Annotated in this window: 22 protein-coding genes and 1 other RNA gene; 5 read left to right on the plus strand and 18 right to left on the minus strand. The window is 60.7% G+C overall.

Annotated elements, in window-relative coordinates:
* From mraY to rsmI, 9 genes are all read right to left on the minus strand, one after another.
* Positions 1-1,083 (minus strand): phospho-N-acetylmuramoyl-pentapeptide-transferase, encoded by a 1,083-nt coding sequence (gene mraY, locus AD659_RS21705; protein WP_053124966.1) that lies wholly within the window; start codon positions 1,081-1,083, stop codon positions 1-3.
* Positions 1,083-2,450: a UDP-N-acetylmuramoyl-tripeptide--D-alanyl-D-alanine ligase gene (locus AD659_RS21710; protein ID WP_053124968.1), complete on the minus strand. Its 1,368-nt coding sequence runs from the start codon at positions 2,448-2,450 to the stop codon at positions 1,083-1,085. The genes mraY and AD659_RS21710 overlap by 1 nt, the downstream gene beginning before the upstream one ends.
* Positions 2,443-3,906 carry a UDP-N-acetylmuramoyl-L-alanyl-D-glutamate--2,6-diaminopimelate ligase gene (locus AD659_RS21715; RefSeq protein ID WP_053124970.1) on the minus strand — a complete coding sequence of 488 codons (1,464 nt, stop codon included), beginning with the start codon at positions 3,904-3,906 and terminating at the stop codon, positions 2,443-2,445. The genes AD659_RS21710 and AD659_RS21715 overlap by 8 nt, the downstream gene beginning before the upstream one ends.
* On the minus strand, positions 3,906-5,645 hold the full coding sequence (locus AD659_RS21720; RefSeq protein WP_167352844.1) for a peptidoglycan D,D-transpeptidase FtsI family protein: 1,740 nt from the start codon (positions 5,643-5,645) through the stop codon (positions 3,906-3,908). Before AD659_RS21720 ends, AD659_RS21715 begins: the two co-directional genes overlap by 1 nt.
* Positions 5,645-5,938 (minus strand): cell division protein FtsL, encoded by a 294-nt coding sequence (ftsL, locus tag AD659_RS21725; protein WP_003178214.1) that lies wholly within the window; start codon positions 5,936-5,938, stop codon positions 5,645-5,647. The genes AD659_RS21720 and ftsL overlap by 1 nt, the downstream gene beginning before the upstream one ends.
* Positions 5,935-6,882: a 16S rRNA (cytosine(1402)-N(4))-methyltransferase RsmH gene (gene rsmH / locus AD659_RS21730; protein WP_053124975.1), complete on the minus strand. Its 948-nt coding sequence runs from the start codon at positions 6,880-6,882 to the stop codon at positions 5,935-5,937. The genes ftsL and rsmH overlap by 4 nt, the downstream gene beginning before the upstream one ends.
* Complete coding sequence (gene mraZ / locus AD659_RS21735) at positions 6,879-7,334, minus strand: division/cell wall cluster transcriptional repressor MraZ (protein ID WP_003205355.1); 456 nt, start codon at positions 7,332-7,334, stop codon at positions 6,879-6,881. The genes rsmH and mraZ overlap by 4 nt, the downstream gene beginning before the upstream one ends.
* A 308-nt stretch (positions 7,335-7,642) precedes the next feature.
* Positions 7,643-7,996, minus strand: an RNA gene (gene rnpB, locus AD659_RS22580) — RNase P RNA component class A.
* A gap of 74 nt (positions 7,997-8,070) precedes the next feature.
* Entirely contained in the window at positions 8,071-8,976 is a 906-nt protein-coding gene (rsmI, locus tag AD659_RS21740) for a 16S rRNA (cytidine(1402)-2'-O)-methyltransferase (RefSeq protein WP_167352843.1), read from the minus strand.
* A gap of 388 nt (positions 8,977-9,364) precedes the next feature.
* Between rsmI and AD659_RS21745 the strand changes: the two genes are divergently transcribed.
* The 4 genes from AD659_RS21745 (at position 9,365) to AD659_RS21760 (ending at position 12,809) form a co-directional block, all read left to right on the plus strand.
* Positions 9,365-11,176: a penicillin-binding protein activator gene (locus AD659_RS21745; RefSeq protein WP_053124976.1), complete on the plus strand. Its 1,812-nt coding sequence runs from the start codon at positions 9,365-9,367 to the stop codon at positions 11,174-11,176.
* Positions 11,176-11,538 carry a YraN family protein gene (locus AD659_RS21750; RefSeq protein ID WP_053124978.1) on the plus strand — a complete coding sequence of 121 codons (363 nt, stop codon included), beginning with the start codon at positions 11,176-11,178 and terminating at the stop codon, positions 11,536-11,538. The genes AD659_RS21745 and AD659_RS21750 overlap by 1 nt, the downstream gene beginning before the upstream one ends.
* Before the next feature lie 102 nt (positions 11,539-11,640).
* Entirely contained in the window at positions 11,641-12,234 is a 594-nt protein-coding gene (locus AD659_RS21755) for a phosphoheptose isomerase (RefSeq protein ID WP_007928463.1), read from the plus strand.
* Entirely contained in the window at positions 12,231-12,809 is a 579-nt protein-coding gene (locus AD659_RS21760; RefSeq protein ID WP_030139689.1) for a BON domain-containing protein, read from the plus strand. Before AD659_RS21755 ends, AD659_RS21760 begins: the two co-directional genes overlap by 4 nt.
* A gap of 690 nt (positions 12,810-13,499) precedes the next feature.
* On the opposite strand, the gene AD659_RS29865 is transcribed toward AD659_RS21760, so the two are convergent.
* From AD659_RS29865 to rplM, 8 genes are all read right to left on the minus strand, one after another.
* A complete protein-coding gene (locus tag AD659_RS29865; RefSeq protein ID WP_156330596.1) occupies positions 13,500-13,670 on the minus strand; it encodes a nucleoid-structuring protein H-NS in 171 nt (56 codons plus the stop codon).
* 208 nt (positions 13,671-13,878) lie between these two features.
* Positions 13,879-14,292, minus strand: coding sequence for a ClpXP protease specificity-enhancing factor (locus AD659_RS21770; protein ID WP_053124982.1), 414 nt, complete (start codon positions 14,290-14,292; stop codon positions 13,879-13,881).
* Positions 14,293-14,308: 16 nt separating this feature from the next.
* Positions 14,309-14,926 (minus strand): glutathione S-transferase N-terminal domain-containing protein, encoded by a 618-nt coding sequence (locus tag AD659_RS21775; RefSeq protein WP_003178195.1) that lies wholly within the window; start codon positions 14,924-14,926, stop codon positions 14,309-14,311.
* A 151-nt stretch (positions 14,927-15,077) separates the two neighbouring features.
* Positions 15,078-15,860 carry a cytochrome c1 gene (locus tag AD659_RS21780; RefSeq protein ID WP_053124984.1) on the minus strand — a complete coding sequence of 261 codons (783 nt, stop codon included), beginning with the start codon at positions 15,858-15,860 and terminating at the stop codon, positions 15,078-15,080.
* Positions 15,860-17,071: a cytochrome b gene (locus AD659_RS21785; RefSeq protein WP_030138561.1), complete on the minus strand. Its 1,212-nt coding sequence runs from the start codon at positions 17,069-17,071 to the stop codon at positions 15,860-15,862. Before AD659_RS21785 ends, AD659_RS21780 begins: the two co-directional genes overlap by 1 nt.
* Positions 17,071-17,664: a ubiquinol-cytochrome c reductase iron-sulfur subunit gene (gene petA, locus AD659_RS21790; RefSeq protein WP_003205363.1), complete on the minus strand. Its 594-nt coding sequence runs from the start codon at positions 17,662-17,664 to the stop codon at positions 17,071-17,073. Before petA ends, AD659_RS21785 begins: the two co-directional genes overlap by 1 nt.
* Before the next feature lie 256 nt (positions 17,665-17,920).
* Positions 17,921-18,313, minus strand: a complete 393-nt coding sequence (rpsI, locus tag AD659_RS21795) for a 30S ribosomal protein S9 (protein WP_003228056.1) — start codon at positions 18,311-18,313, stop codon at positions 17,921-17,923.
* 14 nt (positions 18,314-18,327) lie between these two features.
* Positions 18,328-18,756 (minus strand): 50S ribosomal protein L13, encoded by a 429-nt coding sequence (gene rplM, locus AD659_RS21800; protein ID WP_003205365.1) that lies wholly within the window; start codon positions 18,754-18,756, stop codon positions 18,328-18,330.
* 245 nt (positions 18,757-19,001) lie between these two features.
* On the opposite strand from rplM, the gene AD659_RS21805 reads away from it, so the two are divergent.
* The gene (locus tag AD659_RS21805) at positions 19,002-20,042 is read left to right on the plus strand and encodes an NADP(H)-dependent aldo-keto reductase (RefSeq protein WP_053124986.1); all 1,041 of its coding nucleotides are present in this window, start codon (positions 19,002-19,004) and stop codon (positions 20,040-20,042) included.
* 133 nt (positions 20,043-20,175) lie between these two features.
* On the opposite strand, the gene AD659_RS21810 is transcribed toward AD659_RS21805, so the two are convergent.
* Positions 20,176-21,312 carry an acyl-CoA dehydrogenase family protein gene (locus AD659_RS21810; RefSeq protein ID WP_053124988.1) on the minus strand — a complete coding sequence of 379 codons (1,137 nt, stop codon included), beginning with the start codon at positions 21,310-21,312 and terminating at the stop codon, positions 20,176-20,178.
* Positions 21,313-21,493 lie beyond the last annotated feature (181 nt).

Here is a 21,493-nt window from a genome sequence, read left to right on the forward strand (position 1 = left end):
CTACCTCAGCTTCAGGGTGGCAAGGCCGATCAGCACCAGAATCACGGTGATGATCCAGAAACGGACGATCACGCGTGGCTCGGGCCAGCCCTTGAGTTCAAAGTGGTGGTGGATCGGCGCCATGCGGAATACGCGGCGGCCGGTCAATTTAAAGGAGGCAACCTGAATGACGACTGACAGGGTCTCCATCACGAACACACCGCCCATGATGAACAGGACGATTTCCTGGCGAACGATCACAGCGATGGTGCCCAGGGCCGCGCCCAGCGCCAGCGCGCCGACGTCGCCCATGAAGACTTGCGCCGGGTAGGTGTTGAACCACAGGAAGCCCAGGCCGGCACCGATCAGCGCACCGCAGAACACGATCAGCTCGCCGGCCCCCGGCACATACGGGATCAGCAGGTATTCAGCGAATTTCACGTTACCCGACAGGTAGCAGAAGATCCCCAGCGCGCCGCCGACCATGACCGTTGGCATGATCGCCAGGCCGTCGAGGCCGTCGGTGAGGTTGACCGCGTTGCTCGAACCGACGATCACCAGGTAGGTCAGCACGATGAAACCTGCGCCTAGCGGAATGCTGTAGTCCTTGAGCATCGGCAGGATCAGGGTGGTTTCCACCGGCGAGGCGGCGGTCATATAAAGGAATATCGCCGCGCCGAGGCCGAACACCGACTGCCAGAAATATTTCCAGCGGCTTGGCAGCCCACGGGAATTCTTTTCGATGACCTTGCGGTAGTCGTCGACCCAGCCGATGGCACCGAAGAACAGCGTCACCAGCAGCACGACCCAAACGTAGCGGTTCGCCAGGTCGGCCCAGAGCAAGGTGCTGATGCCGATGGACGACAGGATCAGCGCGCCACCCATGGTCGGCGTACCGGATTTGGACAGGTGCGATTGCGGACCGTCGTTACGGACCGACTGGCCGATCTGCAGGTTCTGCAGGGTGCGGATCATCCACGGGCCCAGGAACAGCGACAACGACAACGCGGTCAGCACACCCAGGATCCCGCGCAGGGTCAGGTACTGGAAGACCGCGAAGCCTTTGTGGAACTGTTGCAGGTACTCCGCTAGCAGCAGCAGCATTAATGTTTCTCCGTGGTGGTGCCGCACAGCGCCGCGACGATGTTTTCCATCGCTGCGCTGCGTGAACCCTTGATCAATAAGGTGGTGTTCGGGTCCTGCTCGGCGCCCAGGGCCTGGATCAATTCGGCTTGAGTGGTGAAATGCCGTGCGTGCTCGCCAAACGCGGCGACCGCGTGAGCCATCATCGGGCCGACCGCATACAGCGCATCGACCTTGCCGCGCGCATAGGCACCGACGTCGTGGTGCCCCTGTTGCGCCCAATCGCCCAGCTCGCCGATATCCCCCAGCACCAGCACGGTACGGCCGGTGAAACCGGCGAGGATATCCACGGCCGCGCACATGGACGACGGGTTGGCGTTATAGGTGTCGTCGATCACGCGCATGCCGTTGCTGGCCAGTTGCGCGACGGAGCGCCCCTTGACCGGTTGCACGGCGTTCAGCCCAGCGATGATGCCCGGCAGCGACACGCCCAGGGCATGGGCGGCAGCCGCGGCGGCCAGGGCATTGGCAATGTTATGGGTGCCCAGCAGATTCAACTGGACCCGCTCGGCACCGTCGGGGCTGTGCAGGTTGAAGGCCGGGCAACCGCGGGCATCGCGGTCCAGGTCGCTGGCGTAGAAATTCGCGGCGAGGTTGCTCAGGGCAAAGGTCAGCACCTTGCGCTCCCCCGCCCGGGTCTTCCAGATTTCGAAGGCCTTGTCGTCGAGATTCAGCACGGCGACGCCATTGGCATCCAGCCCCTCGATGATCTCGCCCTTGGCCTCGACGATTTTTTCCGGGCCGCCGAACTCGCCGACATGAGCGGTCCCGGCGTTGTTGAGCACCGCCACGTGAGGCTTGGTCATGGCCACGGTGTAGGCAATCTCGCCGAGCCGCGAAGCCCCCAATTCAATGACCGCGGCGCTGTGCTCCGGCGCCAGCTCCAGCAAGGTCAACGGCACACCGAGGTCATTGTTCAGGTTGCCACGGGTCGCCAGCACCGGACCGCGGGTGCGCAGGATGCTCGCAAGCATTTCCTTGACCGTGGTCTTGCCGCTGGAGCCCGTAATGGCCGCGACAGGATTGCCGTACGCCGCACGGTTCAACGCACCGAGCTGACCCAGGGCCTGGCGAGTGTCGTTGACGAGCAATTGCGGCAACGTGCTGTTGCTCACTTCCCGCTCGACCAAGGCCGCGACCGCACCTTTGCCCGCGACCTCGTTCAAGTAATCATGACCATCGAAACGCGGCCCGGTCAGGGCGACGAACAATTGCCCCGGCGCGATCGCACGGCTGTCGATGCTGACGCCGTCGAAGGTGGCGTCCGCTGAAATGAGGCGCGCATTCAGGGCGTTGGTCAGCTCGCTGAGTTTCAAGGCCTTAAGCATGGGCCACCTCCCACGCGGTCAGGGCGTGATCGGCTTCCACCAGGTCGGAGAAAGCCTGGCGCTCGCCGTTGATTTCCTGATAGTCCTCGTGGCCCTTGCCAGCCAGGACGATGACATCGTCCGCCGAGGCGCTGGCGATCAGCTGCGCGATGGCCTGGCCGCGACCGGCGACAAAGGTGACGTTATCCACATCGGTAAAACCGGTGCGGATGTCGTCGAAAATCCGCAACGGGTCTTCGCTGCGCGGGTTGTCGTCGGTGACCAGCACGCCGTCCGCCAGCCGCTCCACGACTTCGGCCATCAATGGGCGTTTGCCGCGATCACGATCGCCGCCGCAGCCGAACAGGCACAGCAACCGCCCCTTGGCATGAGGACGCAGGGCAGTGAGGACTTTTTCCAACGCGTCGGGGGTATGGGCGTAATCGACCACAACCAACGGTTGAGCCCCACCGCCCAGGCGCTGCATGCGCCCGGCTGGCCCTTCGAGTTTTGGCAACACCTTGAGAATTTCGTCCAGCGCGTAGTCCAGCCCGAGCAAGGCGCCGATGGCGGCCAATACGTTGCTCAGATTGAAGCGGCCGAGCAAGGTGCTGCGCAGATGGTGCTCGCCCTGGGGCGTGACCAGCGTGGCGCGCACGCCTTCGTCATCGAACTGCGCCTGGCGTACATAAAGGTAGGCGCTGGCATCTTCCAGGCTGTAGGTGATCAACCGGGACTCACGCTTGTCGGCGGCCAGTTGCCGTCCGAACTCGTCATCGAGGTTGATGACCCGGCATTTCAAGTCATTCCAGGCAAACAGCTTGGCCTTGGCCTCGCCGTAGGCCTGCATGGTGCCGTGGTAGTCCAAGTGATCCCGGGACAGGTTGGTCAACACCGCGACGTCGAACGCCAGCGCGGTCACACGGCCCTGGTCCAGGCCATGGGACGAGACTTCCATCGCAACGGCCTTGGCACCGGCCTTCTTCAGGTCCGCCAGGGTCGCTTGCACGGCAATCGGGTTCGGCGTGGTGTGCGAGCCGCTTTCCAGCGCCCCATGAAAACCGTTGCCCAAGGTGCCAACAATGCCGCAATGCTGGCCGAGCAGGTCCAACGCCTGGGCCACCAATTGGGTCACGCTGGTCTTGCCGTTGGTGCCGGTCACGCCTACCAGGTTGAGGTGGCGGCTCGGGTCGCCATAAAAACGCCCGGCGATGTCCGACAGCTGCGCCGCCAGGCCCTTGACCGGAATCAGTGGAACGTCAGTGATCGGCAGCACGGTCGCGCCCTGCACTTCATACGCCACGGCAGCCGCGCCCCGCTTCAAGGCATCGGCAATATGATCGCGACCATCGACACGGGCGCCCGGCACCGCCAGGAACAAGTCCCCGGCACGTACATTGCGGCTGTCCAGGGCCAATTCACGAATCAGCAGATCGTGACCGGCGTGGGCAAAAATCTTGTTCAGGCTCAGGGACATCAGCCACGCCCTCCTTCGGCTTTCAAGGGAATGACCGGTGCGGTATTGGCCTGCTGGGTCGGTGGCAGGTTATCCGGGGTAATGTTCATCAGGCGCAGGGTGCCGGACATCACTTTGCTGAACACCGGCGCCGAGACCAGGCCACCGAAGTAGCCCGCCTTGCTCGGCTCATCGATGACCACGACGATGGCGTAGCGCGGGTCGCTCATCGGGCCGAAGCCGGCGAACAGCGAACGGTAGGAATTCTCGGCGTAGCCTTTGGTGCCCACGGAGGTTTTACGGGCCGTACCCGACTTGCCTGCCACGTGATAGGCCGGTACCTGGGCACGATAGACACCACGCGGCGCCTCGATCACCTGTTGCAGCATGCCCTGCATGGTCTTGGCGACGTTTTCCGGGATCACCTGGGTGGCCTGCGGCGGCTTGTCGGTCTTGATCAGGGTCAGCGGTGCCATGCGCCCGTTGTTCGCCAGCGCGGAAAACGCGTGGACCAACTGGATCGCGGTCACGGAAACGCCGTAGCCGTAGGACAGCGTGGCGGTTTCAGCCTTGCGCCAGTCACGGTAGTTCGGCAGGTTGCCGACACGCTCGCCCGGGAAGCCCAGGCCGGTGTCCTGGCCGAGGCCGATTTTCTGGGCCAGGCGATAGATCGTTTCGCCGCCGATATCGAAGGCGATCTTGCTCATGCCGACGTTACTGGAGTTGATCAGGATGCCGGTCAGGTCGAGCACCGGGCCTTCGGTCTTGGACACGTCGCGGATGGTGTACTTGCCGATCTGCAGGGTGCCCGGGTAGACCTCGACGGTGTCGCTCGGTTTCCAGCGCCCGGTTTCCAGGGCAGCGGCCATGGACACGGCCTTCATGGTCGAACCCGGCTCGAACACGTCGATCATCGCGCGGTTGCGCATCATCGCCGGCTGCAGGTTGCGACGGTTGTTCGGGTTGTAGGTCGGCTGGTTGACCATCGCCAGGATCTCGCCGGTCTTCACGTCCATGATCACCAGGCTGCCGGCCTTGGCACCGTTCTCGACGATGGCATTGCGCAGCTCGCGGTTGGCCAGGTATTGCAGGCGCAGGTCAATGGACAACGCCAAGGGCTTGCCGGCCTTGGCGTTTTTGGTGACTTGGACATCCTTGATCAGCCTGCCGCGCCGGTCCTTGATGACCTGGCGCTTGCCGGCAACCCCGGCGAGCCATTCGTCGTAGGCCAGTTCGACCCCTTCGCGCCCTCGATCATCGATGTCGGTAAACCCGACCATGTGGGCAGTGACTTCACCGGCCGGGTAGAAACGCCGGAACTCTTCGATGCCGTAGACGCCGGGTACTTTCAAGTCGAGCACACTCTGGCCTTGCTCAGGCGTCAAGCCGCGCACCAGATAAATGAATTCTTTGTTGGCTTGGGCTTCAAGACGCTCGGCCAGGGCCTTGGGGTCTTGCCCGAGGGCGGCGGCCAGGGCCGGCCATTTTTCCTTGGCCAGCTGCATTTCCTTGGCGTTGGCCCACAAGGTGGTCACCGGGGTGCTCACGGCCAGGGGTTCGCCATTGCGGTCGGTGATCAGGCCACGGTGCGCCGGAATCGGAATATGACGCACACTGCGAGCATCGCCCTGCCCCTTGAGGAAGTCACGGTCGACGACCTGCAGGTCGATGATGCGCCACGAAATCGCTGCCACCATGATCCCGAGCAAGCCCAGGACCAGACGAAACCGCCACGGGAACAGCGCCCCTTCGAGTTTCATCATGGCGCCACCATCTGCACTTCGGCGGCGCCGGGAATGCGCATTTTCAACTGTTCGGTGGCCAAGACTTCGATACGACTATGGGCGGTCCAGGTGCTCTGCTCCAGGATCAACCGGCCCCATTCGGCCTGCGCCTTGTCGCGCACGCTCAGTTCGTTGTAGAGGGTGTTGAGCAACTGCCGGTTCCAGTGCGCGCTATAGGACACGGCGATGGCCGACACGAGCACGCCGATAAACAGCAGCAGCATGAAAAAGCTGCCGCCAGGCAGGGGCTTGGCGAAGAGCTTGCTCACCGCAACTTCTCCGCGACACGCATGACGGCGCTACGGGCACGTGGGTTGGCCTTGAGTTCGGCTTCGGAGGCGAACTGCGCTTTGCCATGGATCTTGATTTTCGGCACGAAGGCTTCGAAACGCACCGGCAGGTTGCGCGGCAGGTTATCGGCCTCGCCCTTGGTGAGTTTGCGCATGAACAGTTTGACGATGCGGTCTTCCAGGGAATGGAAGCTGATCACCACCAGCCGACCGCCGATCTCCAGCGCTTCAAGCGCCGCTTCGAGACCGACCTCCAGATCGCCCAGTTCGTTATTGACGTGGATGCGCAAACCCTGGAAAGCACGGGTCGCCGGGTTCTTGCCCTTTTCCCAGGCCGGATTGGCAACCTTCAGCACCTCGGCCAGGTCGCCGGTGCGTTGGAAGGGCTTGATGTCGCGGCGTTCGACCACGGCGCGAGCCATGCGGCCGGAGAAACGCTCTTCACCGTATTCCTTGAAGACACGGGCGATTTCTTCCACCGGGGCGGTGTTGACGAATTCGGCGGCGCTGATGCCGCGGGACGGATCCATGCGCATGTCCAGCGGGCCGTCATTGAGGAAACTGAAGCCGCGCTCCGGGTCGTCCAGTTGCGGCGACGACACGCCCAGGTCAAGCAGCACGCCACTGACCTTGCCCGCCAGGCCACGCTCGGCGACTTCCGCGCCCAGCTCGGCAAAGCTGCGCTGCACAACGACAAAGCGGCCGTCTTCGGCCGCTAGCGCTTGCCCGGTGGCAATCGCTTGAGGATCCTTGTCGAACCCCAGCAACCGGCCGTCCGGACCGAGCTGGCTGAGAATCAGCCGGCTGTGTCCGCCACGCCCGAACGTGCCGTCCAGATAGCAGCCATCAGGACGTACGGCGAGAGCCTCGACGGCTTCGTCAAGCAGTACGGTGATGTGGTTAAAGCCGCTATCAATAGTCACAGGATCAAATCACGCAGTTCATCAGGCATGGCGCCCGGTTGTTGAATAGCAGCGAGGTCAGCGGCAGAAACCGCATTCCAGGCATCTTCGTCCCACAGCTGGAACTTGTTCAGTTGGCCCACCAGCATCGCGCGCTTGTCCAGCTTGGCGTATTCGCGCAGGCGCGGCGGCACCAGGAAACGACCGCTGCCATCGAGTTCGAGGTCGACGGCATTACCGATCAGCAAGCGTTGCAGGCGGCGGTTTTCTTCACGCAACGAAGGCAGTGCGCGCAGTTTGGTTTCGATGATTTCCCACTCATCCAGAGGGTAAACACACAAACATGGGTCAACGGCATCGATCGTGACGATTAATTGCCCCGAACTTCGCGAAACGAGCTCGTCACGATACCGGCTGGGCATGGCGAGCCGGCCTTTTGCATCGAGACTGATAGCGTTAGCTCCGCGAAACACGTCTGCGTTTCTCCACTTTTTGGCGTTTTACCTTCAAAAAAACCCACTTCATGCCACTTTCCGCCACTTGCGCACACTATAGGAATGCGCCCACCGCACCGTCAAGGCGCGGAATGAAGGAAAAGCCTTATAGATCGGAGATTTAGGAGCGTTTCAGGAGGGGTAACAAGAATCTGACGTAGGAAAAGTCGCCTCAACCTGAAGCAACACAGGGGACTGCGCGCACAAGTTAAAGTGATTTATTAAGAGTAAGATTTTTTTGGTATTAGGAACTGCGTCTGCCAGCGATTCCGGCAGGAAGGGAAAAGGTGGAGAGTCGATCTGTAAGCCGGGTTCTGTCTTGAACAGTCATTCGTCTACGATGGCCATCACTGGACATCTTTAGCAACCTACCCGGTCCCAGCGCGGGCCACGCCTTGGGACCCTATTTGGTCTTGCTCCAAGTGGGGTTTACCTAGCCACGAACTGTTGCCAGCCGTGCGGTGCGCTCTTACCGCACCTTTTCACCCTTACCGGCGCCGAAACGCTTAGGCGGTTATTTTCTGTGGCACTTTCCGTAGGCTCACGCCTCCCAGGCATTACCTGGCACTTCGCCCTATGGAGCCCGGACTTTCCTCCCCCCCCTAATTTTCATAGAGGGCAGCGACTGTCCGATCGACTCTCCGCCGCGAAGGTTAACGGTAGAGCGCTTGAAGAACAAGCGCTAAAAGCCCCGGGCCAGCACTACGCCCCGCTTTCACTGGTCTTTCTGTTTTTCCAGTGCGACCTGATACAGCACATTCTTTCGCTCGCCGGTGATCTGCGCCGCAAGGGCTGCGGCGCGCTTGAGGGGCATTTCCTCGAGCAGCAGGTTCAAGACGCGCATCGCCTCGCTGCTGACAGCAGCCTCGCTTTGCGGCGGCGTCCAGCCCGCCACCAGCACGACACATTCACCGCGCTGCTGGTTGCTGTCGCCCTCGACAAAGGCCCGCAACTCGGCCAACGGCAGGCCCTTGAGGGTTTCAAAGGTCTTGGTCAACTCACGGGCCAGCAGCGCCTGGCGCTCGGGGCCGAACACCAGCTCCATGTCTTGCAGGCATTCCAGGATGCGGTGCGGCGCCTCATAAAAGATCAGCGTGCGCGGTTCTTCCTTTATAGCTTCCAGGCGCGCCCGCCGCCCTACCGCCTTGGCCGGCAGGAAACCCTCGAAGATGAAACGGTCCGACGGCAGGCCTGCCGCCGACAGCGCCGCGATCAATGCACAAGCCCCCGGCACAGGTACCACATTGATGCCAGCCGCCCGGGCCTGGCGCACCAGATGGTAGCCGGGGTCGGAAATCAGCGGCGTACCGGCATCGGAAATCAACGCGACGTTATCGCCCGCCAACAGCCGGGCAATGAAACGACTGCCTTCGTCCCGCTCATTGTGTTCATGACAGGCCGCCAACGGCGTGGAAATGCCGAAATGTTGCAGCAGGCGCTGGGAGTGGCGCGTGTCTTCCGCCGCGATCAGCGCAACGTCCTGCAGGATTTTCAGCGCCCGGGCACTGATATCGTCCAGGTTGCCGATGGGCGTCGCCACCACATAAAGCGAGCCGGCAGCGGAATTCAAAGCACCTGGAGCAGTCAAAACGCACACCTCATGATCGGTAAAAAACGCCATTGTAGCGTGTGCCGAGCGTCTCGGCTGTTCGCAGTACCTGGCTCCCCGAGGTATCACCGCTCACAGGAAGGTTGCACAAGCCCTTGTGGCGAGGGAGCTTGCTCCCGCTCGGCTGCGTCCGTAGGAGCTGACGAGCGAAGCGAGGCTGCGATCTTTCCCCAGACACTTGAATCTCAAGCGAAAGATCAAAAGATCGCAGGCTTCGCCAGCTCCTACAGAGCCCAGCGGGAGCAAGCTCCCTCGCCACAAGGGCTCAATACCCGTCTTTTGTGCTGCGCTGCACTCTTTGAAATACCTAAATTGATCGATTCACGCCACCAGCATCGCGCCCCGGCCAGTGCTTGGGTACAATTCGACGCTAATTTGATCTCGTATCAGGAACACTTACATGATCGCTTGCCTGCGGCTGCTCTCCGCCCTCTGCCTCGCTGCCCTCCTGGCGGCCTGCGCCAGCTCGCCCTCGTCCAGCCTTGGCGAACTTCCACGGACCCCGGATGCCAGTATCGAGCAGTTGCTCGAACAGGCCACCCAAAGCAAAACCCCGGAAAAAGCCGCCCTGCTGCGCCTGAGCGCCGCGGACCTGGCCTACCGCCAGGGCAATGCCGGTCAGTCCGCACAGATCCTGCAACAAGTGCCGATGGAGCAACTCAAGCCCGGCCAGCAGATTTTCGCCAGCACGCTGTCGGCTGAACTGGCGATGACCCGCAACCAGCCCAAGGCCGCACTGACCGCCCTGAGCCATCCAAGCCTGCAACACCTGAGCGAAATGCCGGTGGAGCAGCAAGTCCGCACCGGCACCGTCCGCGCCCGCGCCCTCGAGGCCGATGGCCAGACCCTGGCCGCCGCCAAGGAACGCATCTTCATCGCGCCCCTGCTGGAGAACGACGCCGCGGCGAAAAACCACGAAGCCATCTGGTCGCTGATCGCCTCGCTGCCCACCGACCAGTTGCAGCCCACCTCCACCGACGACCTCGGCGGCTGGTTGAGCCTGGCCCAGGCCGTCAAGACCGCCGGCACCCTGGAACAGCAGCAGGCGGCCATCGACCACTGGCGCGAACAGAACCCGAAACACCCCGCTGCCCTGCAACTGCCTACTCCGCTGGCCAAGCTCAAGGAACTGGCCAGTCAGCCACTGAGCAAGATCGCCCTGCTGCTGCCACAAAGCGGCCAGTTGGCCGCGGTTGCCAAGGCCTTGCGCGAGGGCTTCATGGCTGCCCACTACCAGGCCCAGCAGGCCGGGCAGACGCCGCCAAGCATCCAGTTCTATGACAGCGCCAGCCTGACCTCCATGGACGAGTTCTATCGCAAGGCCCAGGCCGACGGTGTGCAACTGGTCATCGGCCCACTGGAAAAACCACTGGTCAAGCAGATCAGCACCCGCCCGCAATTGCCGATCACCACCCTGGCGCTGAACTACAGCGAAGGCGAACAAGGGCCACCACAACTGTTCCAGTTCGGCCTGGCACCTGAGGATGAAGCCCGTGAAGTGTCCCGTCGCGCCCGCGCCGATGGTCTGCACCGTGCCGCCGCCATGGTACCGAAGGGCGAATGGGGCGATCGCGTACTGAAGGCATTCAGCCAGGACTGGCAGGCCAACGGCGGCACCATCGTCGCCATCGAACGCGTCGACCAGCCGGTCCAACTGGCCCAGCAGATCGCCGACATGTTCCAGTTGCGCCAGAGCGAAGGTCGCGCCAAGAGCCTGCAAAGCACCGTCGGCACCACGGTCGCGGCCCAGCCGTCCCGTCGCCAGGACATCGAGTTCATCTTCCTCGCCTCGACACCGCAGCAGGCCCAGCAGATCAAGCCGACCCTGAACTTCCAGTACGCCGGCGACGTACCGGTCTACGCGACGTCGTCGGTGTTCAGCGCCAGCGGCGACCAGAACCAGTACAACGACATGAGCGGCATCCGCTTCTGCGAAACCCCGTGGCTGCTCGACGCCAATGACCCGCTGCGCAAACAGGTCACCGCGCAGTGGCCCCAGGCGGGTGGCAGCCTGGGTCGGTTGTACGCGATGGGGGCGGACGCCTATCGCCTGGCACCGCGCCTGGGCCAGCTCAAAACGTTGCCGGACAGCCGCATCGAAGGCCTGTCGGGCAGCCTGGCCGTGTCCCCCACCCAGCGCGTACAGCGTCAACTGCCCTGGGCCGAGTTCGTCAACGGCCAGGTGCAGCGTCTTCCGGACACCCAGCGCTGATGCCTGACCGATCACGCCAACAAAGCGGACGGGATGCCGAGGGTCAAGCCCTCGCGCATCTCCAGCAACACGGCTTGCGGCTGGTGGCGCAGAACTGGTTGTGCAAACGCGGCGAGCTTGATCTGGTCATGCTTGACGGCGATACAGTAGTATTCGTCGAAGTCCGCTACAGAAAAAATACCCAATGGGGTGGCGCGCTCGACAGCATTGACGGGCGTAAGCGCCAAAAGCTGATTTTCGCCGCGCAGTACTTCCTGCAACGCGAGTCTCGCTGGGCCGATCATCCCTGCCGCTTCGACGTGGTTGCCATCGACAGCAACGCCGACCAGTTGAACTGGCTGCAGAACGCCTTCGACAGTTGAGCGTCCATGCCGAGCCGGACACCTTCACCTAACTTTTTTGCTCTTTGCTTTGCGCGCCGCACATGTTTGTGCCGATAAGCCGCGCTACTTAAGGTCACACAGATGGACATGCAATCGCGAATTCGCCAGCTTTTTCAGGCCAGTATCGACACCAAGCAACAGGCGATGGACGTACTTGCACCGCACATCGAGCAAGCCAGCCAAGTGATGGTCAACGCCTTGCTCAACGAGGGCAAGATGCTTTCGTGCGGCAACGGCGGCTCGGCCGGCGACGCCCAGCATTTCTCCTCGGAACTGCTCAACCGCTTCGAGCGCGAACGCCCGAGCCTGCCGGCGATCGCCCTGACCACCGATAGCTCGACGATCACCTCGATCGCCAACGACTACAGCTACAACGAAGTCTTCTCCAAACAGATCCGCGCCCTGGGCCAACCCGGCGATGTGCTGCTGGCGATTTCCACCAGCGGCAACTCGGCCAATATTATTCAAGCGATCCAGGCCGCACATGATCGCGAAATGATTGTCGTAGCATTGACTGGTCGTGACGGCGGCGGCATGGCGTCACTGCTATTACCCGAAGACGTCGAGATCCGCGTACCGGCCAATGTCACCGCACGTATCCAGGAAGTCCACCTGCTGGCGATCCACTGCCTTTGCGACTTGATCGACAGCCAACTGTTCGGGAGTGAAGAATGACCCCTAATCGCCTAGGCCTTCTGGCCCTGACCCTGTGCCTCGGCATCAGCGGCTGCACATCGGTGGTTAACGCCAGCCGGGAAAAGCCGATTGAAGATGACCGCGGCACCCGCACCTTCGGCAGCAAGATCGACGACTCCCTGATTGAAACCAAGGTCGGCGTGAACATCGCCAAGGCCGATCCAGACCTGGACAACAACTCGCACATCGTCGTCACCAGCTTCAACGGCGTCGTGCTACTGGCCGGCCAGACCCCGCGCGCCGACCTCAAGGCCAAGGCCGAGCAGGAAGCCAGCGCCGTGCAGCGGGTCAAGACCGTGCATAACGAGCTTCAGGTCCTGCAACCCTCTTCGCTGCTGGCGCGCCAGAACGACGCTTGGCTGACCACCAAGATCAAGACGCAGATGCTCACCGACGCCAGCATTCCTGGCTCGCGCATCAAGGTTGTGACTGAGAATGGCATCGTTTATCTGCTGGGATTGCTGACCAAGCAGGAAGCGGCGCAGGCGACCAATCTGGTGCAGGGTGTGTCCGGGGTGCAGAAAATCGTCAAGTTGTTTGAGTACATTGACTGATTATTGAACGTCAGTTGTTCAAGAAAAACGGCGCTTCTTCTGAGACGGGGGGCGCCGTTTTTTTTGGCCTCTTTTTTTGGAGGGGCTCGGTGTGTATATCCGTTGCTGCGGTAATGGCGGCTTAGGGTTCCGCCCTTACGGCGGGTCACTTTCGAAAAGCGCGAAAGCAACCAAAGCGCTTTTGCCCCACCACTTGGCACCTCGCTTAGGCTCGGTGTGCCCTCACTCCGGCATTGCTCCGTGGGCCCGCCGCGAAGGGCCATCCATGGCCCAGCGCGGCTACCTCGGCATCCATGCCGAGGTACCCACTCCACAATGCCTGCGTTCGGCCAGCGTGGTTAATGGGGCGCCCGAGATCAACGTCCTCCACGAGGCGGCCTGGTAGCCGACCTGGTTCTGGGTGAGACCGCGCTTCTCCTGTGGGAATGAGGGTGGGTGGGAGCGAGCTTGCTCGCGACGGCGGTGGTTCAGTCACATGGATGCTGGGCTTGCCGGCCTCTTCGCGAGCAAGCCCGCTCCCACAGGGGACTCTGGGCGCATATGAATTTTGTGCCTGCTGAAAGTCCAGTGTGGGAGCGAGCTTGCTCGCGATGGCGGTGGTTCAGTCACATGGATGCTGGGCTTGCCGGCCTCTTCGCGAGCAGGCTCGCTCCCACAGAAGAAACGCGGTCTCGTCAAGAACCAGGTCGGCTACCAGGCCGCCTCGTGGTAGACGTTGATCTCGGGCGCCCCGTTAACCACGCTGGCCGAACGCAGGCATTGCGCAGTGGGCATCCCGGCATGGATGCCGGGATAGCCGCGCTGGGCCATGGATGGCCCTTCGCGGCGGGCCCACGGAGCAATGCCGGAGTGAGGGCACACCGAGCCTAGGCGAGGTGCCGAGTGGTGGGGCAGAAGCGTTTTGGTTACTTTTGCGCTTCTCAAAAGTGACCCGCTGTAAGAGCGGAACCATAAGCCGCCGTTACCGCAGCAACGGATATACATACAAACCACGACACCAAAAAAATGCCCGCATCTCACGATACAGGCATTTTCTTAACCAAGTTGCAGGCTGTCACATATCTGCAGCCTACTTCACCACTTTCAAACTCGGCCGCCCGCTAGGACGCGGCGGCTCGTCATCTGGTGGTGGCAAGTCATCATCCGGCTCGAACTCTTCTTCACCGTCCAACGGCGCTTCCAGCTCAAACACCATGCCCTGGCCATTCTCCCGAGCATAAATCCCCAGGATCGCAGCAACAGGCACGTACAGCGTGTGCGGCACACCACCAAAGCGCCCTTCGAAGCTGACGGCATCGTTATCCATGTGCAAATGACGCACAGCGGCTGGCGACACGTTCAGGACGATCTGCCCGTCATTGGCAAAACCCTGCGGCACCTGCACCGACGGAAACTCGGCATTGACCAGCATGTGCGGGGTGCAATCATTGTCCACAATCCACTCGTAGAGCGCGCGGACCAGATAAGGTCGACTGGAGTTCATAGCGGCTCCCTAAGCCTTAGCGCATGTCGCGTTCGACACCAGACAGACTCGCCTGGAATGCCTCGCGCGCAAATTGGCGCTCCATATAATCAAGCAACGGCTTGGCAGGCCGCGGCAGTTCGATACCCAGAATCGGCAAACGCCAGAGTATGGGCAATAGGCAGCAATCCACCAGACTTTGTTCCTCACTGAGGAAAAACGGCTTGTCGACGAACAGCGGCGATACGCCCGTCAGGCTTTCACGCAATTCCTTGCGCGCTACCACCCGCGCCGGCTCCTTGGTCCGGGAATCCAGGATCAAGTCCACCAACCCGCACCAGTCACGCTGGATGCGATGGATCAGCAAACGGCTGTTGGCACGCGCAACAGGATAAACCGGCAGTAAAGGTGGATGCGGATAACGCTCATCCAAATATTCCATCACCACGGTCGACTCCCACAACGCCAGGTCACGATCGACCAGTGTGGGCAGGCTACCGTAAGGGTTCACCTCGATCAGCTTCGGCGGCTGACGCCCCGCTTCGACGTAAATGATCTCGGCGCTGACACCCTTCTCTGCCAGTACGATGCGTACCCGGTGGGAATAGTGGTCGGCGGGGTCGGAGTAACAGGCCAACCGATTGGTCACGCCCATGGCGGTCCTCCTCGCTTGTTGAAATTATCGAAAAACGGAAAAACGAGCGCGCCCAGAGGGCGTCTCCTGTAACACCTGGCGGGCCAGGCTCGTTACATTTCTAGAGACGCCCTTGGGCGCGCACGATTAACAGCAACGGCTTACAGCTTTATCAATGCACGTCTTTCCAGTATTCACGCTTGAGCAGGTAAGCGAATACGAAGAAGAACGCCAGGTACAGCAATACATAGGTACCGATGCGCTGATGCTCCAGCTTCACCGGGTTGGCCGAATAGGCCAGGAAGGTCACCAGGTTCTTGACCTTCTCGTCGAACTGCTCGGGGGTCAGGCTGCCGGTGTTCGGCAATACGGTCAGCTGGTCGCAGGCTTCATGGGTCAAAGCCGAGCCGGTCAGCGGATCGAACTGCTTTTTACCATTTTCAACGATCTGAACCTGTTTGCAGCCTACCACCTGGCGACCCTGGAGGCCGACCAGAACGTTAGGCATGCCGACATTCGGGAAGACCTTGTTGTTCACGCCCCATGGACGCGAAGGATCTTCGTAGAACGAACGCAGGTAACCGTAAAGCCAGTCGGTGCCACGCACACGGGCGACCAGGGTCAGGTCCGGCGGCGCGGCTCCGAACCAGGTCTTGGCGTCCGTGGGCTGCATGCCGATGTTCATGTGATCGCCCAGCTTGGCGCCGGTGAACACCAGCTTCTCGAGCATCAGTTCATGGGGGATGCCCAAGTCATCGGCCACACGCTCGTAGCGCTGGAACTTGGCACTGTGGCAACCCATGCAGTAGTTGGCGAAGGTACGTGCGCCGTCCTGCATGGCCGCTTTGTCGGAAACGTCGATGTCGACTTTTTCCAACTCCAGGCTACCGTGTTCGGCCGCGAAGGACAGTACAGGCATAGCAGCAAGAATCAATACAGCAAATAGCTTTTTCATCAGCCAGTCACCCTTTCCGGAACCGGTTTTGTCTTCTCGAGCCTGGTGTAGAACGGCATCAGAATGAAGTAGGCGAAGTACAGGAAGGTGCAAACCTGCGACAGCAGCGTGCGCCCTGGTGTCGGTGCCAGTACGCCCAGCACGCCCAGGATCACGAACGAGATGCAGAACACCACGAGCCAGATCTTGCTCAGCCAGCCTTTGTAGCGCATCGACTTGACAGGACTGCGGTCCAGCCATGGCAGGACGAACAGTACGGCGATGGCCGCGCCCATGGCGATCACGCCCAGCAGCTTGTCCGGGATCGCCCGCAGAATCGCGTAGAACGGCGTGAAGTACCAGACCGGGGCAATGTGCTCAGGGGTCTTGAATGCGTTCGCCTGTTCGAAGTTCGGCTTCTCGAGGAAGTACCCCCCCATTTCCGGGAAGAAGAACACGATGGAGCAGAAGATGAACAGGAAAACCACCACGCCGACGATGTCTTTCACGGTGTAGTACGGGTGGAAGGCGATGCCATCCAGCGGTACGCCGTTCTCGTCCTTGTGTTTCTTGATGTCCACGCCATCCGGGTTGTTCGAGCCGACTTCGTGCAGCGCGAGGATGTGCAGCACCACCAGGCCGAGGATCACGATCGGCAGGGCGACTACGTGCAGGGCGAAGAAGCGGTTCAGGGTGATGCCCGAGATCAGGTAGTCACCACGAATCCACTGGGTCAGGTCGTCACCGATGACGGGAATCGCACCGAACAGCGAGATGATCACCTGGGCACCCCAGTAGGACATCTGGCCCCACGGCAGCAGGTAGCCCATGAAGGCCTCGGCCATCAGCGCCAGGTAGATCAGCATGCCGAAGACCCACACCAGCTCACGCGGCTTCTGGTACGAACCGTAGAGCAAGCCACGGAACATGTGCAGGTAGACCACGATGAAGAATGCCGAAGCACCGGTGGAGTGCAGCAGACGCAGGATCGAGCCGTACTCGACGTCGCGCATGATGTATTCGACGGAAGCAAACGCTTCTTCCGCCGACGGGGTGTAGCTCATGGTCAGCCAGACACCGGTGACGATCTGGTTGACCAGAACGAGCAGCGCCAGGGAGCCAAAGAAGTAGAAGAAGTTGAAGTTTTTTGGCGCGTAATACTTGCTGAGATGGTCTTCCCACATCTTGGTCGCGGGAAAGCGCGCATCAACCCAATCCATTAGTTTGCTCATCACGCTTTCTCCGTATCGACGCCAATGACAATGATGTCATCGGTCTCATAGGAATGCGGGGGAACTGGCAGGTTCAGAGGTGCAGGCTGCGACTTGTAGACGCGACCAGCCAGGTCGTAGTGGGAGCCGTGGCAGGGGCAGAAATAACCACCAACCCAGTCCTTGCCCAAGTCGGCAGGGGCCACTTCGGGACGGAACGTTGGCGAGCAACCCAGGTGCGTGCAGATACCGATCAGCAGCAAAACCTCTGGCTTGATCGAACGCGTTTCAGGATTGACGTATTCCGGTTGGACCGAGTTCTTGGAGGACGGGTCGGACAACTGACCCTCGATCTTTTTCAGATTCCCCAGGATTTCCTCTGTACGGCGGACGATGAACACCGGCTGGCCGCGCCACTCAGCAATCATCTGCTGGCCTGGCTCGATCTTGCTGACATTCACTTTCACCGGTGCACCTGCGGCTTTCGCCTTGGCGCTGGGAAACCATGACCCCACGAACGGGACCGCAGCCCCCACCGCTCCTGCAGCACCCACCACGGATGTGGCTGCTACCAGGAAGCGACGCCGGCCTGCATTCACGCCGTCATTGCTCATTCAGTCCTCTCCCATCAGCTTTGTGGCCTGTTAGATCAGGCGTCTACTAAGTAAAAATCTGAACTTATAAAAATTTTGCCGAATGGTAATGAAAACCCCCAATTCTGACAAGGTAATTACCATGCGGCCAAACCGCCAGGCCTTGTAGTATAGGGGCTCTACGAATGTGGCAAGTTGTCACAGAGCAATTCTTTTGCCCATAAAAAAACGCCCAGCTCCGTGAGGAACTGGGCGCCTTTTGAAAGCGGAAGCGAAATTAACGCTTCGAGTACTGCGGACGCTTACGCGCTTTACGCAGACCGACTTTCTTACGTTCAACTTCGCGAGCATCGCGAGTTACGAAGCCAGCTTTACGCAGTGCGCTGCGCAGAGTTTCGTCGTAATCCATCAGGGCGCGAGTGATGCCGTGGCGGATTGCGCCAGCCTGACCACTTACACCACCACCGATAACAGTGACGTAGATGTCGAATTTTTCGACGGTCTCGGTCAGTTCCAGCGGCTGACGAACTACCATGCGGGCAGTTTCGCGGCCGAAGAAGTTATCCAGGGAGCGGTTGTTGATGGAGATGTTACCAGTGCCCGGACGCAGGAAAACGCGTGCGGTTGCAGTCTTGCGACGGCCAGTGCCGTAATTTTGAGTCGCCGACATAATGAACTATTCCGTTAAAACTTCAGTTCTTGGGGCTGCTGAGCAGTATGAGGGTGAGCAGCGCCCGCATAAACCTTCAGCTTACGATACATGTCGCGACCCAGTGGGTTCTTAGGCAGCATGCCTTTAACCGCGGTCTCGATCACGCGCTCAGGGGCCTTGGCGATCAGCTTTTCAAAGTTGATCGACTTGATGCCGCCAGGAAAACCGGAGTGGGAGTAGTACATTTTGTCAGTGGTTTTAGCGCCAGTAACACGTACTTGCTCAGCATTGATCACGACGATGTAGTCGCCGGTGTCAACGTGAGGGGTGTACTCAGGCTTGTGCTTGCCACGCAGACGGCTCGCGATTTCGGTGGCCAGACGACCCAGGGTCTGACCAGCAGCGTCGACGACAAACCAGTCGCGCTTTACTGTTTCCGGTTTAGCAGTAAAAGTTTTCATTCTTTATAGCCTCAGGGGCCGCCCTGTAAATTAGACGGCGGATCTTACTGAATAGTGCGTACTTTGACAAGTCAAAGGCAGCCGGATACAGACGCTTTCGGGGGCTCGGGTCGGCGCGTCCGTTCAACGGCAAGATTCTTCGGCGGCGGCGCATCACTTCCACTGCAGAAAGAGGTGCGCAATTATGCAGATTGCGAAAAATATTTCAACCTGCTTTTATGATTGTTTTGCCCAAGGAGTTCCCGATGGACTATCGCCAGCTAGGCCGTACCGATCTGAATGTAAGCGCCCTGTGCCTCGGCACCATGACCTGGGGTGAGCAGAACAGCGAGGCCGAGGCCTTCGCCCAGATCGAGCGCGCCAAGGGTGCCGGCATCAATTTCATCGACACTGCCGAGATGTACCCGGTGCCCCCCAAGGCCGAGACCTACGCCACCACCGAGCGCTACATCGGCAATTACTTCAAAAGCCGCGGCGACCGTGCCGACTGGATCCTGGCGAGCAAGATCGCCGGTCCCGGCAACACCATCGACTACATCCGCGACAAAAATCTCAAGCACAACCGCCGCCACATCGTCGAAGCCGTGGACGCCAGCCTCAAGCGCCTGCAGACCGACTGGATCGACCTTTACCAACTGCACTGGCCGGAACGCAGTACCAATTTCTTTGGCCAACTGGGCTACCAGCACAAGGCCGACGAAACGTTCACCCCGCTGGAGGAAACCCTCGAAGCCCTGGACGAACAGGTCCGCGCCGGCAAGATCCGCCACATCGGCCTGTCCAACGAAACGCCGTGGGGCACCATGAAATTCCTCGCTCTGGCCGAAGCTCGTGGCTGGCCGCGGGCGGTGTCGATCCAGAACCCGTACAACCTGCTCAACCGCAGCTTCGAGATCGGCCTATCGGAAATCGCCATTCGCGAGCAATGCGGCTTGCTGGCCTATTCGCCGCTGGCGTTCGGCTTCCTGTCGGGCAAATACGAAAACGGCGCACGCCCCGCCAAGGGCCGCCTGACGCTGTACAGCCGCTTCATGCGCTACTTCAACCCGCAATCGGAAGCGGCCTGCAGCCGTTATGTCGCCCTGGCCCGCGAACATGGCCTGGACCCTGCGCAGATGGCCCTGGCGTTCGTCACCCAGCAGCCGTTCGTGACCAGCAACATCATTGGTGCTACCACGCTGGAGCAATTGGACAGCAACATCGCCAGCTTCGATCTGAAGCTGTCGGATGAAGTGCTGGCGGGGATCGAGGCGATTCACAAGGATCAGCCGAACCCGGCGCCCTGATTGATTCATAGACCCCATCGCGAGCAGGCTCGCTCCCACATTGGATTTATGCCTGACCACCCATTTGTGATCGACATACACCCCCTGTGGGAGCGAGCCTGCTCGCGATAGCGGCCTAACAGCCACTACGACATCAAAGCGACCGCGCAATGATCTCCTTCATGATTTCATTGGTCCCGGCATAGATCCGCTGCACCCGCGCATCCGCCCACGCCCGGGCAATCGGGTATTCCCACATGAAGCCGTAGCCGCCATGCAACTGCACGCACTCGTCGAGCACCTTGCATTGCAGGTCGGTGCCCCAGTACTTGGCCATCGCCGCCGTCGGCACGTCCAGCTTGCCTTGCAGGTGCAGCTCCAGGCAGCGGTCGACGAAGACCCGGCCGATCTGGATTTCGGTGGCCATTTCGGCGAGCTTGAAACGGGTGTTCTGGAAGTCGGCGATGGATTTGCCAAAAGCCTTGCGGTCACGGGTGTAGTCCAGGGTCCATTGCAGCGCCGCTTCGGCCGAAGCCAGGCCGCCAATGGCAACGGTCAGGCGTTCCTGGGGCAGCTCCTGCATCAAATAGGCGAAGCCCATTCCGGCCTGCCCGAGCAGGTTTTCCTTCGGCACGCGGACATCCTGGAAGAACAATTCCGACGTGTCCTGGGCCTTCATGCCGACTTTCTCCAGGCGCTTGCCCTTTTCAAAGCCTGGCGTGCCCGCCTCCACCAGGAACAGGCTGGTGCCCTTGGCGCCGGCCTTCGGATCGGTCTTGGCAACCACGATCACCAGGTCTGCCAGGAAACCATTGGTGATGAAGGTCTTCGAGCCGTTGATGACATATTCATCACCGTCCAGCACCGCCGTGGTCTTTACCCCTTGCAGGTCGGAACCGGCGCCCGGCTCGGTCATGGCGATGGCCGTGACCATTTCGCCAGACACCAGCTTCGGCAGGTACTTGTGTTTCAACGCTTCGCTGCCGTAATGCAGGATGTACGGTGCGACGATGTCGGAATGCAGCGAGAAGCCAATCCCTGTCAGCCCCAGGCGGCCGATCTCCTCGATCACCACCGTGCTGTAGAGAAAATCTGCGTCCAGCCCGCCATAGGCCTCTGGCAGGTGCGAGCACAACATGCCCGCCTCCCCTGCCTTGTTCCACAGCTGACGATCGACGTGCCCCTGTTTTTCCCACTGGCTGTGGTACGGCACAGCTTCTTTTTCGAGGAAGGTTCGTACGCTGTCGCGAAACAATTCGTGCTCGGGACTGAACAGGGCTCTTGGGATCATGGCGCACCTTTGGTTATTGTTGGGCGTGGTTATCCGACAGAGCCTAAGCCTGCGGGGTACGACAGGACACTGGACACATCCGACAAAAAATAAGACGATCCAGCCGTCTGTTGACCACTTTCCCCTATAAAAATAAAGATGAATTATGTCTATGCACGTCTCCACGCCCTTGCGGCGCGTC

Source organism: Pseudomonas thivervalensis (assembly GCF_001269655.1).
GTDB lineage: Bacteria > Pseudomonadota > Gammaproteobacteria > Pseudomonadales > Pseudomonadaceae > Aquipseudomonas > Aquipseudomonas thivervalensis.